The sequence below is a fragment of the Saprospiraceae bacterium genome (genome assembly GCA_016713025.1).
Classification (GTDB): Bacteria; Bacteroidota; Bacteroidia; order Chitinophagales; family Saprospiraceae; genus OLB9.
The window spans coordinates 1,835,839-1,854,073 of the sequence record JADJPZ010000004.1 but is presented as its reverse complement, the minus strand read 5'-3'; the positions used below and the strand labels follow the sequence as shown (position 1 = coordinate 1,854,073).

At 35.5% G+C, this 18,235-nt stretch carries 12 protein-coding genes; 5 read left to right on the top strand and 7 right to left on the bottom strand.

The features are described 5' to 3' along the window. The first annotated feature begins 42 nt into the window (after positions 1-42). Entirely contained in the window at positions 43-4,887 is a 4,845-nt protein-coding gene (locus IPK35_14250; protein MBK8054384.1) for a gliding motility-associated C-terminal domain-containing protein, read from the top strand. Between the two features lie 62 nt (positions 4,888-4,949). Here the strand turns inward: IPK35_14250 and IPK35_14245 are convergent, their stop codons facing one another. From IPK35_14245 to IPK35_14220, 6 genes are all read right to left on the bottom strand, one after another. Further along, positions 4,950-7,175 carry a radical SAM protein gene (locus IPK35_14245; protein ID MBK8054383.1) on the bottom strand — a complete coding sequence of 742 codons (2,226 nt, stop codon included), beginning with the start codon at positions 7,173-7,175 and terminating at the stop codon, positions 4,950-4,952. 106 nt (positions 7,176-7,281) lie between these two features. After that, positions 7,282-7,914, bottom strand: a complete 633-nt coding sequence (locus IPK35_14240; GenBank protein MBK8054382.1) for a response regulator transcription factor — start codon at positions 7,912-7,914, stop codon at positions 7,282-7,284. A 17-nt stretch (positions 7,915-7,931) separates the two neighbouring features. Beyond that, positions 7,932-8,747: a hypothetical protein gene (locus IPK35_14235; protein ID MBK8054381.1), complete on the bottom strand. Its 816-nt coding sequence runs from the start codon at positions 8,745-8,747 to the stop codon at positions 7,932-7,934. Further along, on the bottom strand, positions 8,723-9,367 hold the full coding sequence (locus tag IPK35_14230) for a hypothetical protein (GenBank protein ID MBK8054380.1): 645 nt from the start codon (positions 9,365-9,367) through the stop codon (positions 8,723-8,725). Before IPK35_14230 ends, IPK35_14235 begins: the two co-directional genes overlap by 25 nt. 8 nt (positions 9,368-9,375) lie before the next feature. Further along, on the bottom strand, positions 9,376-9,987 hold the full coding sequence (locus tag IPK35_14225; GenBank protein MBK8054379.1) for a hypothetical protein: 612 nt from the start codon (positions 9,985-9,987) through the stop codon (positions 9,376-9,378). 90 nt (positions 9,988-10,077) lie between these two features. Continuing rightward, complete coding sequence (locus IPK35_14220) at positions 10,078-10,539, bottom strand: Lrp/AsnC family transcriptional regulator (protein ID MBK8054378.1); 462 nt, start codon at positions 10,537-10,539, stop codon at positions 10,078-10,080. Between the two features lie 137 nt (positions 10,540-10,676). On the opposite strand from IPK35_14220, the gene rocD reads away from it, so the two are divergent. Then, positions 10,677-11,963 (top strand): ornithine--oxo-acid transaminase, encoded by a 1,287-nt coding sequence (gene rocD / locus IPK35_14215; GenBank protein ID MBK8054377.1) that lies wholly within the window; start codon positions 10,677-10,679, stop codon positions 11,961-11,963. Between the two features lie 90 nt (positions 11,964-12,053). Beyond that, positions 12,054-12,497, top strand: coding sequence for a hypothetical protein (locus tag IPK35_14210; protein MBK8054376.1), 444 nt, complete (start codon positions 12,054-12,056; stop codon positions 12,495-12,497). A 23-nt stretch (positions 12,498-12,520) separates the two neighbouring features. Here the strand turns inward: IPK35_14210 and IPK35_14205 are convergent, their stop codons facing one another. Further along, on the bottom strand, positions 12,521-13,015 hold the full coding sequence (locus tag IPK35_14205) for a hypothetical protein (protein MBK8054375.1): 495 nt from the start codon (positions 13,013-13,015) through the stop codon (positions 12,521-12,523). A gap of 772 nt (positions 13,016-13,787) precedes the next feature. On the opposite strand from IPK35_14205, the gene IPK35_14200 reads away from it, so the two are divergent. Together IPK35_14200 and IPK35_14195 are read left to right on the top strand one after the other, a co-directional pair. Beyond that, positions 13,788-17,447 carry an SBBP repeat-containing protein gene (locus tag IPK35_14200; GenBank protein MBK8054374.1) on the top strand — a complete coding sequence of 1,220 codons (3,660 nt, stop codon included), beginning with the start codon at positions 13,788-13,790 and terminating at the stop codon, positions 17,445-17,447. 8 nt (positions 17,448-17,455) lie between these two features. After that, positions 17,456-18,196 carry a methyltransferase gene (locus IPK35_14195; protein ID MBK8054373.1) on the top strand — a complete coding sequence of 247 codons (741 nt, stop codon included), beginning with the start codon at positions 17,456-17,458 and terminating at the stop codon, positions 18,194-18,196. The last annotated feature ends 39 nt before the right edge of the window (positions 18,197-18,235 follow it).

Sequence of the window (18,235 nt, the reverse complement as noted above, 5' to 3'; positions counted from 1 at the left end):
GCATTATTAGGTGCCCAACTGATTTATTGTCAAACTGAAGGTTTGCAATGCAATGATTGCAATATTGATCCAGGAACGATTAACAATCCGAATATAGCTGTATGTGAGAAAGACCCTGCATTATTAATCAATATCAACAAAACATACACATCTCCTGTCCAGAATAATAATGTTTACGAATATACAAATGTTATTTTCAACGAATCGTCAATCATTAAATATGAGAAGAGTCCTGATTTAAGAATGCTGGCCCCCGGCACGTATACTATTTGTGGGATTCAGTACGCAAGGTCACAATCATCTGTATTGCCACTGCAGGGCGCATCTATTTCGCCTGATGGTTTGAGGCAACTTCTGTTTGAAAGGGGAGCTTGTGCGGGATTGTCAAAGAATTGTATGACTGTAACTATTTCAGTTCCGCCATCTATTGTAATAAAAAGAGTATCCATCTGTGATGGACAAGTATTTGAAATCGGAGGGCAAAAATTCAGTCAGCAAGGAAACTACTCTATAAAAGTTAAAGGCCCAATATGTGATACTACTGTCGTTTTGGATCTAGAGATCATAAGACCAAAGGCACAAATCATAGCTCCAATGGATTCTTTGAACTGTGCCAACCCCACGATGGTTCTTCAAGGTATCAATTCTGGAACTATTCTTCCTGATGTAAAGTATCTTTGGAAAACAATTAATGGGACTATTTTAGGTGACAGTACTCAGCCAAATCTAATAATTGGCAAAGAAGGAAATTATAACCTTGTCATTACTAGCCAACAATCTGGGTGTACAGACTCCATTTCAAAGACGATATTCAGAGATAATAGTTTTATAAATATGACCTTTACGAAAGACACATTAACGTGCCAAAAGAAAAATGTGACTATTCGATTTACTCTATCCAGGCCGGTAATTGAGCAACAATGGACATCCAGAAACAACCACCCATTTACTATTCTCAGTAATGGAATCAATGTTACTGAAAGCGACTGGTACGTATTTACGGTCAAGGGGCTGAATGGTTGTATCTCTGTGGATTCAGTATTCATTGGTCAGAACATTGGATTCACTGATCCTATGATCGAAGTGAATAAAATTACTTGTATTGCTGATACAGCATATGTCAAGAATGTACACAATGTATCAGCTACTGAATACCAATATACCTGGACTGGAGTTGCCCCTCAATATACAAATGTAAAAGAACCATTTTTTCTGACAGGTGGTAATTATCAGTTAAGAGTCTTGAACCGAACCAATGGATGTAATAAGGACTTCGACATTCTGATTGAAACCGATAAGAAAACACCAACTTTATCACTTACCGGGTTAAATATTGATTGCGATAAAAGCTTTACAACACCAATAGTCCAATCAAATCACTCGATAAATAAATATAAATGGAGCGGCAATGGTTTTACATCTACGTCAGCTATGCCGGAAATAAAAGAAACTGGTCGATATCAAGTGACAATTACTTCAGGCGTCAATGGTTGCCTTGCTTCAAGTGATTTTAATGTCACCAGAGATGTCGATGTGCCGATTCTTAAAATTTCAGCAAACAAATTCTCTTGTAAAGTTGACTCTGTTACGATAAGGGTACAGACGAATAAAGAACTAAAACAATTGACATGGACTGGTCCGGGTGGCTTTAAGTCAAAATTTTTAGAGCCTGTAGTAAGCGGAAAAGGTAAATATACGATAGAATATGAGGGTATAAATGGTTGTTTTGGTGTTGAATCGATTATCCTGAGTGATTCCACTGATATTCCCAATATCCAGTATATTGTTGACTCTTTGACATGTGGAAAAGATACTATTAAATTTGTTGCATTTAACCCCATGAGTGAAGTCAATTCATTTACTTACACATGGACAGGACCGAATGGCTTTTCTTCAGTGACTGCCGAACCTCTTGTCTGGAATGAGGGTCAATATGCAGTGACTATTAAAAATCCAACTACTGATTGTGAAGAGACAAATTATCATTTTGTAATGGATCGAAGAGCGAAGCCAAGTCCAAAGATATTAATAGATACCATTAATTGCAAAACAGATAGTGCCAGAATTTTATTCACAAATGATGATATTAAATCCCTAATAATAAAAGGAGAAAATTTTGAATCCACATCAAAGCTCTTTTTTACAAAAAAAACTGGTGTGTATGAGTATTCTTTGGTAAATGTAAACAATTGTGAAACCAAAGGTAGTTTTGAAGTACTGAGAAATGATACAATACCGAATATACAGGCAAATTTTAGCTTTTTCATATGTAAACAGGACTCGGTACGTATTACAGGCTCTTCAACCATTACAGGAACTCAATTTAGTTGGAGAAATGATGCCGGGTATCGCGCAATAGGACAGGAAGTCTTTACCTATAAAGGTGGTACTTACTCTGTCGAAGGGACAGCACCAAATGGATGTAAATCCAAAGTTGACTTTACTATAGGGTATGATACATTGCCTTTGCCATTTAAGATATTGAAACCTGATACTATCACTTGTACCAGAAAAGAAATCACTTTACTAACAAATCTTGTCCAACCTAAAGGAAAATTAAGGTGGAACAACAGAGACTCCTCATTTTTTAATTTTAACGTAAAAGAACCGGGACGCTATTATGCAGAGTATACCTCTGAAAATAATTGTACATCAACTGATACAGTATTAGTAGCCGAAAAAACAAATTTTCCGGGTTACGATGTAGAATCATCCATAATCACATGTAAAAATTTGTTGTCATCAGTAAAGGTAATCCCCAAAACCCCAAACAATGAGATAATATGGAAAAATGTGACAAACCCCATTGACATTTCAAATGGAACATTTTCTTTTAATACTTCTTTTGGAGGTGAGTATACTTTCTACTTGACCAATCCTGAAGGGTGCGAGACCGAAGGTTTACTTGTCATTTTATCAGACACAATACGGCCTAAAATCGTTCAACATTTTTCAGACTCTTTGACCTGTAAGAATTTGGTTACTGATATCGGAGTAGTATTGTCTGAAAAGGCGATCGAATATCAATGGAATGGCCCCGGAGTTATCGATGTAAAATCGGACAGTGTTCTGAGGGTCAATCAAGGTGGTTGGTATTTTCTCAAGATTACAGGAAGAAATCAATGTGTAACAAATACTCAATTTAATGTACTCAAAAACGTAGACTTACCTAAATTTTCAACATTTACGGATACTCTTACCTGTGATAATGCAAAAATCAATATTGGTGTACATCCAGTATCAAATATAGCTAAATATGAATGGGATGGTCCTGATGCTTTTTTGAGTGAATTTGGTCAGCCAAAAGTATTTATCCCCGGTACTTACTCAGTGACAGTGACAGGAGTCAACGGCTGCAAGGATAAAGCAGAAATAAAAGTTACCCAGAATATCACAAAACCACAAATATTTATGCAGGATACCGTGATATTGCCTTGTGATACATCGCCTATCTTGCTTACCTTCAGTACATCATCAACAATTGAAAAATACAAATGGGTTTATCCTGATGGTGAAATTTTAAATATAAAGTCGCCTCAAACTAACATTCCAGGTAATTATTTAGTTCAGGCTACTTCAAAAAATGGATGCACAAGTGTATTGAAGAAGTTTAATGTGAAAGTTAATGATATTCCACCGAAATATACAATCACTATGGATACTATCAACTGCGCCAAAAATTATGCTACCTTGAAGGTTTTGAGTACCGAGCCAGGATTTAAAAGTGTTTGGGTCAGTCCATCTAAAATGGTGTTTAGCGCCGGTACTATCAACACTTCTGAGGCAGGTGAATTTACCTTAATGGTCACTAATCAGGAAAAATGTACAGATACTGCTAAAGTAAATATTATAAGGGATACCTTAGTGCCTTTCAATAGTATTGCAGTGAAAGGGAGATTACAATGTGAGATTAAATCATTGAATCTTGAAGGAACAAAACCGGCCAATAATGTCACACCGAAATGGTCCACATCTAATGGAAACTTTCTTTCATCTCCTAACTCTTCATCCGTTAGGGTCAATAAATCCGGATTATATTTTTATGAACTGAAAAATAGTGTTAATAAGTGCATTTCAATTAGTCAGGTTGAAGTTAAAGAAGTGCCACAGGAGTTTACAAATTTAAATGTGGATGTCGTTACACCTACATGCAGTGAAATCGATAATGGAATTTTAATACTTTCAGCTTTCAATGGCAGTGCTCCTTATGCCGTACAAGTGAATGGAGTAAAAAAAGGAAGCCAAACTCAATTTTTCAATTTGGACCCAGGGGATTATAAAATCATGGTAACTGATAGCTTTGGCTGCAATATCGAAAAACAAGTCGTCATACCCCAAGGTCCTGTTGTGTCCTTCAAAATAGATAAAGAAAAAATAATAAAGTTTGGTGATTCAATCTTGCTCAAACCTGAACTTGGTCCAGATCCATTGGGAAAAGCTGTGGTGAAATGGAAGCAAGGAGATAAAACTATTTGTAATAATTGTAAGGAGCTTATGGTAAATCCATTAGTCAATACTGTATACAACGTTGAGTATTCTTTGGATGGTTTTTGCAAATTGAATGCTGCTATTTTGGTGAGAGTTGAAAATGATATTGAAGCTGCAATACCCAATGTCTTTGCTCCTTTTTCTTTGGGTTCAAATCAATTTTTCTACATACCACAAACAAGGGGTATAGAAAAGATAAATTACATAAAGATCTTTAACCGTTGGGCAGAAAATGTTTATTCAGGCTACGATCTTGTTCCGGGTGATATTTCCACCGGATGGAATGGTTTATTTAACGGAAAGCAAGTACAACCGGGAGTATTTGTAGTTTTAGCTGAGCTTGTACTTTCAGATGGGACGATCTGGAAATATAAAGGAGATGTTACCGTGATACGATGATAAACATTTTTGATGAAATAGGTATTTTGCTCAGAACTGTATCTTCGCTGGAATTTCCTTTATCAAAATAAGAGTAAGCCCTTTGACTGCAAAAGTTTGAAAATGTCAGAAGAAAAATATTCTTCAAATGACAATCCTGTGTGACTTTCATAACTATGTGCCATTTCATGAATACTGTAAGATTGTGCAGATGATGGCGATAATTTTTCCAGTTCAGGAATCAACCACTCGGCTATAATTAAGGGTAAATGTAAAGAATAGTTTTCCTTAATTCCTGAAAAAATGATTTCAACATAGTCTGAAGATATTTTAGATTTTCTGTTTCTTTTTTCAGGATAAATCATCTCAATGGCATCACCTCCCAGCCATAAGATTATTTTTCCGGAAGCAATTCCTGGATATGGCTCACTGATTTTTGAGTGGATAAAATCATCTGGCACTGTGGTCTCAGGTATAGCAAAATCAAACCAGGACTGTAGGTTGTCATCAAGACCATAACCCTGCATAAATTGGTGCAAGGAATTTTTAAGCCCATCAGAAAACAACTCATGGTTGGTCCCGGATGGGTCATTATGAAAAAAATCATTTTCCGCAAATCCGCCATATTCAGGACCTATGTGTATGACTTTAAAAGCATCCGGTTCAGTGCCGACAGGACTATGGGCCGTCATAGCAAACTGATGCCAAAATCCTGATTCAATAATTCCGGTTTTAAACATTTGCCGCACCATTTCAAGGCTATCGATCGTTTCCAGAGCAGTCTGCGTGGGGAACCCATACATCAGGTAAGCGTGTACCATTATTCCGGCTTTGTGAAAAGCGTGTGACACTTGAGCAACCTGCGCTACTGTGACACCTTTTTTCATCATAGCAAGGAGTCTGTCAGATGCTACTTCAAGTCCTCCTGACACAGCTATACAACCCGCGGCACTCATGAGCTTACACAGGTCTGGAGAAAAGCTTTTTTCAAACCTGATATTCGTCCACCAAGCAATGTTAAGGTTGCGCTTTAGAATTTCGATAGATAAATCTCTCAATAGGGCAGGAGGTGCAGCTTCGTCTACAAAGTGAAACCCATTTTGCCCGGTTTGACCAATGATAGTTTCAATTCGGTCACATAATTGTGATGCGGCCAAAGGTTCATATCTTTTTATATAGTCCAGCGTGATATCACAAAATGAACATTTGCCCCAATAACAGCCATGAGCTAAAGTAAGTTTGTTCCATCTTCCGTCACTCCATAATCTATGCATGGGATTCAATACTTCCAAAACAGAAATGTAACTATCCAGCAGGAGATCAGAGTAATCAGGAGTGCCGGTATCTCTTTGGGGTACATCAAAATCCTTTGAACCATTGATGAAAATCACTTCTCCATTTTCTATACAAAAAGTCCTTTTAAGCAGGTTTTTAGGTCTTGTATTTTGAAGGTGTTCTATCAGATGCTGGATGGGTGCCTCACCATCATCAAGTGTAATGTAATCAGTATAATCAAATACATGAGGATCATAAATATTTCTAAGTTCTGTATTGACATATCCTCCTCCCATGACAACGGTGATTTCAGGATAGTATTTTTTAAGAAATTGGCCACATTTGAAAGCACCAAAAACATTACCAGGAAACGGTATGGAGATGCATACCATGTCGGGTCTATGTGTATTGATAAGACCTTTAAGTATTTTTAACATGCTCTCACTGACAAGAGAATTTTTCGATTTTAATGCCTGATCTATAGGGGTAAAATGAGTTGCTGTGCGTGAAATACGCTCTGCATACCTGCTAAAACCAAAATTTGGATCAATAGCTTCTGAGATAAAATCACCCAAGTCTTCGAGATATAAAGTACATAAATGCCTGGCAAAATCCTGCAAGCCCAATGATCCAAATTCATGCAGATAATGTTCATTATTTTGAAACCTTGATGCTTCAGGAAGGAAGCCTCCTTTGTTGATGATGTGTGCAAGGGTTGGGTTTTTGTTTTGTAAAAATGCCATCACCGCATCAATTGTGTTATGGTATTTTTTTCTCTGAGTGAATATACGGTGCGCATTTTCTGAAAGTTCAGGTTCGGTAGATTCGATCAGGTCAAAAATATTTTTTAACCCTGCTTTTGAAAAAATAGACAGAATCACTTCCAAACTCAGGTCAGCCTGAAATGAAGAAATGTTGAGAGTATTCAGGAAACCCTTTATATACGAAATGGAAGGGTACGAAGTGTTGAGTTGTGTAAAGGGAGGTATAAGCAGCAGGATTTTCAACTCGACATATTTTGATGCAAAGCTAATAGATTTTTGCTTATCAATGAAACTTATTCAGAATTGGATGTGCAAAGAAACGGCTTGGAATAATAAATCTGCTTTGTGATTTGCAATAACCATATATGCCGGTTGCTTAGTGATTTCCATTGAAATTGAGTTTTGAAATAGCCTCAGTTTTGTTTGTGACTTGCAGTTTTTCATATATTTTATGGATGTGCTGTTTGACTGTGCCTGTGGTGATATATAATTTTTCTGCAATTTCCTTGTAGAGCAGCCCTTTTGCCAGCAATGTCAATAATTCCATTTCTCTTGCAGTAAGCGGCAGTTTTATGTTATTTTGTTGATTAACGTTGGTAAATGAATCTATCACTCTTCTTGCGATCGTAGGGGACATGGGGGATCCTCCTTCATAAAGTTCTCTGATAGCAGTGAGCATTTTTGCAGAAGTTGCATTTTTTAAAATATACCCTTTTGCCCCGGCTTGGAGTGACTTGAATATTTTGTCATCATCTTCATACACTGTAAACATACAAAATTGAATATTCGGGCATACATTTTTTAAATAGGTAATGGCATCAATTCCACTGGCTCTAGGCAAACCTATATCTACTATGATGACATCTGTTTTTTGTTTGGGTACAAACTGCATGGCGTCTTCTGCATTGAAATATACATGCTCGCACCTCATGTCATCTTGTGCATTGATGGTTTCTTTGACAAATAGTGCTACATCTGTCAGATCCTCGATGATTGTAATATGTATAATATTTTGGTCCATTCAATTTAAATTTTGAGATGTACTTCCTGATTTTTGATGTTCATTGGCATAAGGATTTTTGTTTTCATACCTTCAGGTGTATTATTGTAAGTGATGTTAGCACCGATGGTGGAGATTCTTTTCTGAATATTAAACAACCCATTACCTTCCTGAAGTTTATGTTCTAATTCAAAACCTTTACCTCCTACCTCACTAATCAATATCTCAAGATTGTTATTTATTTTAATTTGAATACAGATTTTTTGTGCATTGGAGTATTTGACTGTGTTATTGAGAATTTCTTTTACTACCAGAAAAATGTTTCTTCTTTTTTCACCACTTATGGGCATTTGCAAACCATTTCCTTCATAGCAAAAACTATGTTCTATGCTGCGGTCCTCCAAAAATTCGGTAGAAAACCTACGTAAATACCCAATCAGACCTTCAATATTGTCATATCTACTATTCATCGCCCAAATGATTTCAGACATATTTTCGACCATGCTGGATGAGTATTTGGCTATTTTATTTACATCGTCTTTTATTTTTTCATCCTGGGTACTTTTGACTATTTTTTCACTTAAAAATTTCATTACTGTAAGGCCTGACCCGAGATCATCATGCATTTCTGCTGCAATTCTGTTTCTTTCATTTTCAATTGCTTTTTGGTTGTCAATGATGAGTGATTGCTCCCTCAGTAATGCATCTTTTTTTTCAATTTCATACTGATTTTTTTTTCTTTGGTAGGCAAGCAAAAACCATACTAATAGTACCACAAGTAAGATAGGCATTATAAAAGTTGCCAGATATATGAGTTCTATTTGTTCTGTTTTGTCATACATAGTACAGCACCTAAATAACCTAAAGATAAAAATATATTTCCGATATGTAGCAGTTTAACCAGTAATTTTGAAAAAAAATCAGTTTGGCTTATTTTTTCAAAACTAAATAAAGTTGGAAAACATGATACATAAAATAAGAAAATTCCTAAGGAAAAGTAGAATAATGAATCTTTTGTTATACTCCTGTAATGATCTCTATACAAAATATCATAAAAATATTTGATAATCAGTATAATAACAAATGTGATGCCCGCCAAATAAGTTAATTTTTCTAGTTTTATGGATTCGGCATCAAATTCTACTCTAAAGACAAATGATAAAAAAATAAGGAATGCAACCACAGGAATTAACTTTTTTAACTTCCTTTCTTTAAAATGATCATAATAGACATATAAATAGTATAGGACCCCATAAGCTCCTGATATGTTCAGTATCAGGTGATTGGTTTTGTAATGATGTCCCCAATATAGCTTTAGAGCTTCAAGTATTATTAAAAAAGCTAAATATAGGGTAAAAAAGGGTAAGCCAATCTTACCCCTTGAGAAGTTTATAATACCCAGGATAAAAGCTAAAATATTGATGAGCTGGTAAGCAGGCAAATTTAATAATATGAATTCCAACGACGACATTAATTGTTGTCTTCGTGTGGACAATAAGTAGGACAAGGTGATCCGACATTGTCATATTGACCCGCAGGAAACCAATAAAATCCCTGTTTTGATGCAACATCCGGAGTCCTGTAAGTGAGTACGCATGTTAGGTTGTTTGAATATTGGCTACCATAAGTATTGGCGTCGACATTCATTTCTTTGAGGTAGTTTTCTGCCAATGTTTGGGGATATCTTCCAAATATAACAGTGACGTCTACTTTGTCAAAATCAATAAATTCTGCCTTTTTTAATGATTGCAGAATTTTACTGTAACTGAATGTTATCGCTCTGATACTATCACCTTTCATAGTTGGATATGCTTTGTAGTTGTCATGAAGTATTTGAGCTAGCGTCGGTGATATTGACCTGCCCCTTTGATCCATTTGATTTACATTGAGAGCATTATTGACGTCATTGAAATAATTTATGCTGTTGATCAGATACTGTTTTTTATCTGGCGTATCCTGAGGGATGAGGGCTAAGGCATCTTTGTATGGATCATTATTGCATGCAAAAAGAGACAGAAAAATAATACCTAAAAGAGTCAATTTTAAATAGCGAAAAGGTGCTGTTGGTTGATTTGTTCTCATGTTGGATTTGATTAAAAATGGTTAAATAGTGAAAATTATTTTTAAGGACAAAGATAAGCACAAAACTTCTGTGTCGCTATATAACTTTTGTTATATATTAAGACCGATATTTCTTCTAAATGCGCATCCCAGCTCCATAAAAGAGTCAGTTTTTGATACTCCCTGTATATTATCAATTTTTTCGTATAAAATTTTTCTCATGTGTTCATGGTTTTTTGCACTTATTCTCACAAAGAGTGTAAATGCACCGGTGACATAGTAGCACTCAGTTACTTCAGGTATTGATTTTAGAGATTCAATAATTCTCTCAGAATTGTGGTCTTTATCCAAGGTAATACCTGTGAAAGATGCCCAGTCAAAGCCAAGTTTTTTTTCATCCAACACTGGCTTCACTCCCTTAAGAATCCCCAGATCCATCATTTTAGCAATCCTCTGATGCACCATTGTGTTGGATATACCCATCTCTGTGGCAATAGTTGAAAATGGAATCCTGCCATCCTGCTCTAGACGGGTTAAAATTTCCAAATCATATTGATCAGCAAATTGTGTCATTTTATGTGTATTTATCAATTAATAAATAAAATATGACACAAAAATACACTTTAAAAATTAAATATGTTTTTAATTAAAGATTTTTATCTATCTTTGCACTGGTATTTTTAAAGTATATCATTATAAAAAATTAAAATATGGCCACTGTTACATCCAATACATCAGTAAAAACACAATCTTACATAGATAGAGAACTCAGGTTTGGAGCTCACAATTACCATCCTGTACCGGTCGTAATAGAAAGAGGTGAAGGTGTTTATGTCTGGGATGTAGATGGTAAGCAGTATCTTGACTTTTTATCTGCCTATTCGGCCGTAAATCAAGGTCATTGTCATCCAAGGATTGTTAATGTGATGATTGAACAAGCTCAAAAGCTGACACTTACTTCGAGGGCTTTTCACAACAATCTTTTGGGTGAGTGTGAAGAATTTATGGCTGGATTATTTGGATTTGATAAAGTTCTGATGATGAATTCCGGTGTGGAAGGTGTAGAAACGGCCATGAAACTAGCCAGAAAATGGGCCTATAAAGTGAAAGGTGTTGAAAAAGACAAAGCCAGACTTTTATTTGCAAAAAATAATTTTCATGGCAGGACGCTTTCAGTGGTATCAGCTTCTACCGATACAGGTGCGAGACAGGGTTTTAGCCCTTTTACTCCAAATATCGATACTATTGCCTTTAATGATTTAAATGCACTCGAAGATGCATTTAAAAGTTCTCCGGATTATGCTGCTTTTATTGTAGAACCCATTCAGGGTGAAGCCGGTGTGATTGTACCTGATGACAATTATCTTAAAGAAGTAGCCCTGATGTGCCGAAAATACAATGTTTTATTTATAGCCGATGAAATACAAACTGGTATGGGAAGGACCGGAAGGCTACTGGCAACTTGCGGTGACTGTCATTGTCCAACAGGGAAATGCCACCAAAGTCAAAGTGTCAAACCCGACATCGTTATACTGGGCAAAGCACTATCAGGAGGTGTCATGCCTGTATCTGCAGTACTTGCCAATGATGAAGTGATGCTTACTATCAAACCCGGGGAGCATGGTTCCACTTTCGGAGGAAACCCGCTGGCAAGCGCTGTCGCTATGGAAGCTTTGAAAGTGATAATAGATGAAAAACTACCTGAAAATGCGGATAGAATGGGCAAGTTGTTCAGGGAAGGACTTGAACTGATCGCTTCCGGTAACCGGTTAGTAACCGCTGTAAGAGGCCGTGGATTGCTCAATGCCATTGTGATAGATTCTGAAGAAGACTCATATCTGGCCTGGAATATTTGTATGGAATTTAAAGATAACGGACTCTTAGCAAAACCTACGCATGGTAATAAAATCAGACTCGCTCCTCCATTGGTAATAAACGAAACACAGATAAATGTTGCATTAACAATTATAGAAAAATCATTGCATTCTTTTCTGTAAATATTTCGGCAGCTGATTTTTTTTATCAAACCAGAATGAAATTTTAATGACATTTTGTAAATTTGTCATTCTTTAAAAAAAAAATTATCAATGCTTTGGAAAACTTTGTCCTGCGCCTTTATTTTATTTATTTTTTATTCATGTAAACATACACATGATGTTGATCCATTGTTGGTTGAGGCTGACAGGGTACAGCATGAAGCCATTGCATTAGGCGAAATGGCCGACAGCATACTTGACGCTCGGTTGGCGCAAGGGAAAAATGCATGGAATATTGATTCTCTCAAGTTGCTAAAATCAGAAGTGGCCAATTGGAAAATAGAGATGGTGGGTGTTCCTGGAATTCATCACGATCATGATCATAGTGAACATGAAGGCCACGATCATGCCCATGCGCATGAAGGTCACGATCATACTCATGATCATGGCAATCAGGATATAGGGGCACAATTAAGCCCTGCTGAAAACAAAAAAGTACAGGAAGAATGGAAAATCAGGATTGAACAAGTGCTTTCAACCTTGAAGCAAAATTGAAAAACATAAAAATGGGTAATATTTCAGTCTCTGATTGATTTCACCATTTCTTTGACCTCCTTTTCACTAAACTCTTTACTGTTTCCGCATTGAAAATTGATTTCATTGGAACCTATCACTTTGATAATGATAAAATCATAACTTTTCTTTCCTTCCTGATTTGTTTTTTCAAAAAGATATCCATCTTCATATTCCTCTACAATTTTGCTAAAAAATGGATTGGATGCAAATATGACTTTTTTATTTTCTTTTAGCTTACTTATGTCAGAAGATCGGGCGCTTCCCATAAAAATCTGAACATCATATCCAGAGTTATTTTTGACAGAGACGTCTGTCAGATCTCCTTGGCCGATTTTTGTGACTTGAATGTCTGCAGGAGCTTTGATAGAGTAGGGTACACCATATTTCATAAGATCCGTTCTACCGTTTTTTGTACCTTGGTCCGTATGTTTACACGCAAAAAGTATTATTATTGGCAATACAATTACCCAAAGGATTTTAATTAAATTTAAGGTCATAATGTATTTATTTATTATTTGTACTAAACTCGTATGTGCAAATGTAATGAACTTCATGAAATTGGTGTACCAAAACAATATTTCCTTCAAAAATATTAAGTTGCAAATGATCATCTTGCTTAAATATATGCAACTGAAATTTCTTTAGCATTAACCAGCTGTGCAAATAGCTCAACAACACAAAACATATAAAATAATTATATTTATTTTATTTAAATGTTATTTCCTATAGATTTTGTATTTTTATTGTGATACTCTGCATATTACCTTTGTATCATCAATTTTGAAGCAGTTATTGAATTAGTGAAAATTTTGAGTATCATATAAAAAAGTATGATCAGATCAGAATACCTTCATTTCGACATCATTATGGATATGTTTATGGGATTATAATTTTATAAATGGTCGCTGGGGGGCGACCATTTATGTTTTTATCTTTTTGAGAATCATCAAAACATAAATTGTAACCACCATTATCGAATCTACTCCAATGAGACTTTGAAGAAGAAAATTGAAAAAAAACGTATAAAATAGTGAATTCTAAAAGTTATTGGAGTTGACTATGCAGATTTTAAAAATAATACGATTTTTTAAACAAGTGGATAATAATTTTGAATTGGGAAGTCTTTGTAAAATTTGAGATTAAAACTTATTCGTAGCTCAAATTTCATTTTAATGTGTAATTATATCAAATCATGACCAAAACGTAGAAAACGGCACAATTTTGGTACTCTATTTCATACATATGTACACACTAAAACCGGTTTGAAAAATGAAAAATAGTTTTTTTCGATATTTCATCGTATTTGGGATTTTTTTACTTCCTTTTAATTCTTATTCTCAGGAATTAAAATGGATATACAAAATCGGTGGTATTACTACTGACTATTGTGCCGGAATTTCTTTGGACATCAATCAGAATGTTTATGATATTACCAATTTTACGGGAAATGTTTCAATTGCCTTTAATGTATTTAAGTCCACACGCGGGCAGGAAGATATTCTCATAAGGAAAAGTTCGCCGGCTGGAATTCAGCAATGGGTCCGGCAAGTCGGAAGTAAATCACAGGATATTGCTCAGGATATAGTCGCAGACAATCAGAATAATGTTTATATTGTTGGTAGTTTCAGAGACTCATTATTTTTGGACTCGACACTTATACTTTCTACTCCATCAAATTCATTTGGTGCTTTTATTATTAAATTGAATAGTGAAGGCACCTTTCAATGGGCACAAAAGATAGTTTCTGATCTTCCTGTTGTTGCAAAAACTGTTTCGGCGGGACCGATTGAAGATATAGTTGTTTCCGGGAATTTTGATGGTTTGGCTAGCTTTCCGGACAATCGAAATCTTATAACTAATGGTGGAAATGATATTTTTATTTTGAAGATCAATAGAATTACAGGTGCAACCATTTTTTTAAAACAAGTTGGTGGCATTGATCAGGATTTTGGCACTCATCATACTGTAGATAATGAAAACAATATCTATATCACTGGTGATTTTAGAGCTAGCGTTGATTTTGACCCAAACAATGGCGAACATACACAATTGAGTAAAGGATTAACGGATATATTTTTATTGAAACTATCTGAATCAGGCAACTTTTTATGGGCAAAAGCATATGGAGGCATTAATGTAGACTACGGTCATTCTATTGCAATTGATAAGGATAAAAACATCATACTCACAGGTAGATTTTCCGAAACGGTAGGGTTTGGTAGTACTACTCAAACACTTCAGTCCAAGGGGGCACAAGATATTTTTTTATTGAAACTCAATAGAGATGGTATAACTCAATGGGTGAATGGATATGGAGATACCAATAATGATGTACCTGGACATGTTATTGTAAATAGTAATGGCATAATCTACCTTGCAGGTACATACAGAAATAAGGTGGATTTTGACCCTTCATCCGTAGCCAATTTTAGTGATTCAAATGGTGGAGCTGATGGGTTTGTGGCATTATACAATCAGGATGGATCGTACAATGATCATTTTAGTTTTGGAGGTATAAGTAATGAGCAAGTACATAAAATTGCTTTGAAGGCAAATGGTGAGATTATAGTGGGTGGAGGATTTGGCGCCATCGTGGATTTTGATCCGGGGCGGCTTTCTGAACTCAATATATTTTCAAATGGTGGATTAGATGCCTTTATGATTAATGTTTTCGTATGTGTAAATCCTTATATTAAGGAACTCAGAGTGGTGAGACCCAACTTATGTTATGGAGAAAATGTTTTCATACAAATTGTGGAAGGACACCTGAATAGTGCAACCCAATGGTCATGGCAAAGAGAAAAATGTGACAATCTCACTTTTGCTGCTGGTCCATTTTTGAATATTCCCGTATTGGATAATACCAGTTTTTTTGTAAAAGGGTGGGGAGGTTGTGTCGTAAATGATCAATGTAGAAAGATTGATATACAAGTATTTAAAGATTCACTAAAATATCAAATTCTGGAATTATGTGAAGGTGATACCATCAAAATTGGAAATAGCAGATATACCTCTGCTGGTGTTTTTACAGACTCTCTGACATCAATTGCCGGATGTGACAGTGTCTTAGTAACTGAAATTGTTTTAAATAAGAGTTATAAGTTTAATGATAACTATCAAATTTGTCCCGGGGATACTGTTAAAGTAGGTAGTTCCAGATACACTTTTGCTGGTGTCTACACCAATGTATTTAAAACAAAGAAAGGGTGTGACAGTATCATCATATCAAATGTTTCTGTCAAACCAACCAGCATTGAAACCATCAATCACACTCTTTGCGAAGGTACATCAATAACCATTGGAAATGTAGTGTACAATTCAAGCGGAACATTTATTCAGGAGTCTGCTAATGTTAATGGGTGCAAAGACCTGAAAATTGTCAATATAAAAATAGCAAAAAGAGATGTTCTACTCCAAAAAAATATTTGTTTTGGCGATAGTTTGAAAGTGGGTAACAAAGACTATACTGTGTCAGGGACTTTTAAAGATACCTTGGTCTCATCATTAGGTTGTGACAGTGTTATTACAACAATGTTGGAAGTTAAATCACTTTCATCTTCTACCAGATTTTATCAAATTTGTGAAGGAGACAGTGTGGCAGTTGGTAGCAAAATTTACAAAACATCTGGAAATTATATTGATCTTTTCAAAAATGCAGCAGGTTGTGACAGCACTGTATTTTCAGGCGTAGTTGTTGTGCCTAAAGTGGTTCCGACTTTAAAAATGTATTCAATATGTGAGGGAGATAGTGTCAAAGTGAGCTCAAAAGTCTACAAAGTTCAGGGATTGTATCAAGATACTCTGCGATCATCAAAAGGATGTGACAGTATCATCACTACAAATCTGAAAGTATTTTTAAGAAATAATACCATTTCTGTAAGTATCTGCGATGGTGATACTTTGATAGCAGGAAGCTCAAGGTTGACAGCATCCGGCAGTTACAATATACCTTTCAAGAATTTTTTTGGTTGTGACAGCATCGTTACGATCGTCCTGACAGTAAAGCAAAAAGCCAATAAAACATTTGATTACTTCATTTGCCCTGGTGATTCAGCCCTGGTAAAAGGTGTTTATTATAAAACTCCTCAAACGCTTGCCTTCAAATATCCAGCTCAAAATGGCTGCGATAGCATTGAAACTCATCAAGTCAAACATAAACATGTGACAACAACACAAAATATCACCCTATGCAATGGCAATGTCTTTGTATTGAATGGTAAAACGTATAAAGAAAAAGGAATCTATACAGAGACCTTAAAAAAATCAGATGGTTGTGATAGTATTCTACAAATAGTTGTAAACGTGAACCCTTCATATATCATTGATACGCTGTTTGACAGATGCAAAGGTGAAAGTGTCACAGTCGGTACTTCCACATATTTGAATCCAGGTAAATTTGTTGAAAATCTAAAAACAACAAAGGGTTGTGACAGCATTATCAGATTTGAATTAAGAATTACCAACTTTATTCCTGCAGTATTTGTAGTACGCGACACTCTATCGGCATTTGTTATTGACGGAGCTAAATATCAGTGGTATGAGTGTACTAATAACAATACCAGAGTACCGTTTTTAGGAGCAACGTCATCCATTTTCCCGCTTTTTAAATCAGGAAAATATTCTTTGGGTATAACTTTCAGAAATTGTACCTACTTTAGTGATTGTCTGGACTATATCAGGACTTCGATTGACCAATTGCCTGAAAGTATTGTTAGTATATATCCCAATCCGTTTATTGATATTGTGCTGATTTCAGCTGAAAAGGATCTGAAATTGAAAATAACTGATATTCAGGGAAGGATCAAAGGAGTATATGAGATTTTGATTGGCAAGAACGAGATCAATGTGAATCAGTTTGCGCCAGGAATTTATATTTTTGAATTATATGATTCAACTGGAAAACTGTTTGTAAAAACACTAAAACTATAGTATGCAACATGCAAAGGAGCAAAAACGACCCTGATGGTTTTAGATTCAAGCAATTTGAAATTCGCCAGGATCGCTGCACAATGAAGGTGAACACAGATGGGGTTTTACTTGGTGCATGGACTGATTTAAGTAACAAAAAGAAGTCCCTGGATATTGGTACAGGCACTGGGCTTATTGCTATCATGATAGCCCAAAAAAGTCTGAAGATAATATCTCATGGTATCGAAATAGATGAAAACGCAAGTATTCAGGCTAAAATTAATATGGAAAATAGTCCTTTCCATGCTAGGCTTACATCCATTTACCAGTCAGTTCAGGACTATATGTCATCCACGTCCGAAAAATATGACCTTATAGTGAGCAATCCGCCATTTTTTTCAGGTGGTACATTTTCACTCAATGAAAATAAAGCAAATGTAAGGCATACAATCAAACTTTCTCATGTCGACTTGCTTAACACAGTGAGAAATTTATTGTCTCATGATGGTCATTTTGATGTGATATTGCCTTACATAGAAGGACTTAGGTTCATTGAATTGGCAACAAAGTACGATTTTGGAGTAGTGAAACTTACAGAAGTAATGCCTCGGGAAGACAAGGGCATCGAACGTTTGTTGATAAGATTTGCAATGAAATACAATCATGTATATAAATCCGAAACATTGATCATACATAACAGTACACAACCCAATGACTATACTCCTGAATTTCAAAATCTAACTAAAGAGTTTTATCTTTTTATGGCGTAAGATAATATTGAAAATTCAGCAGACTATTTTATTCACTTG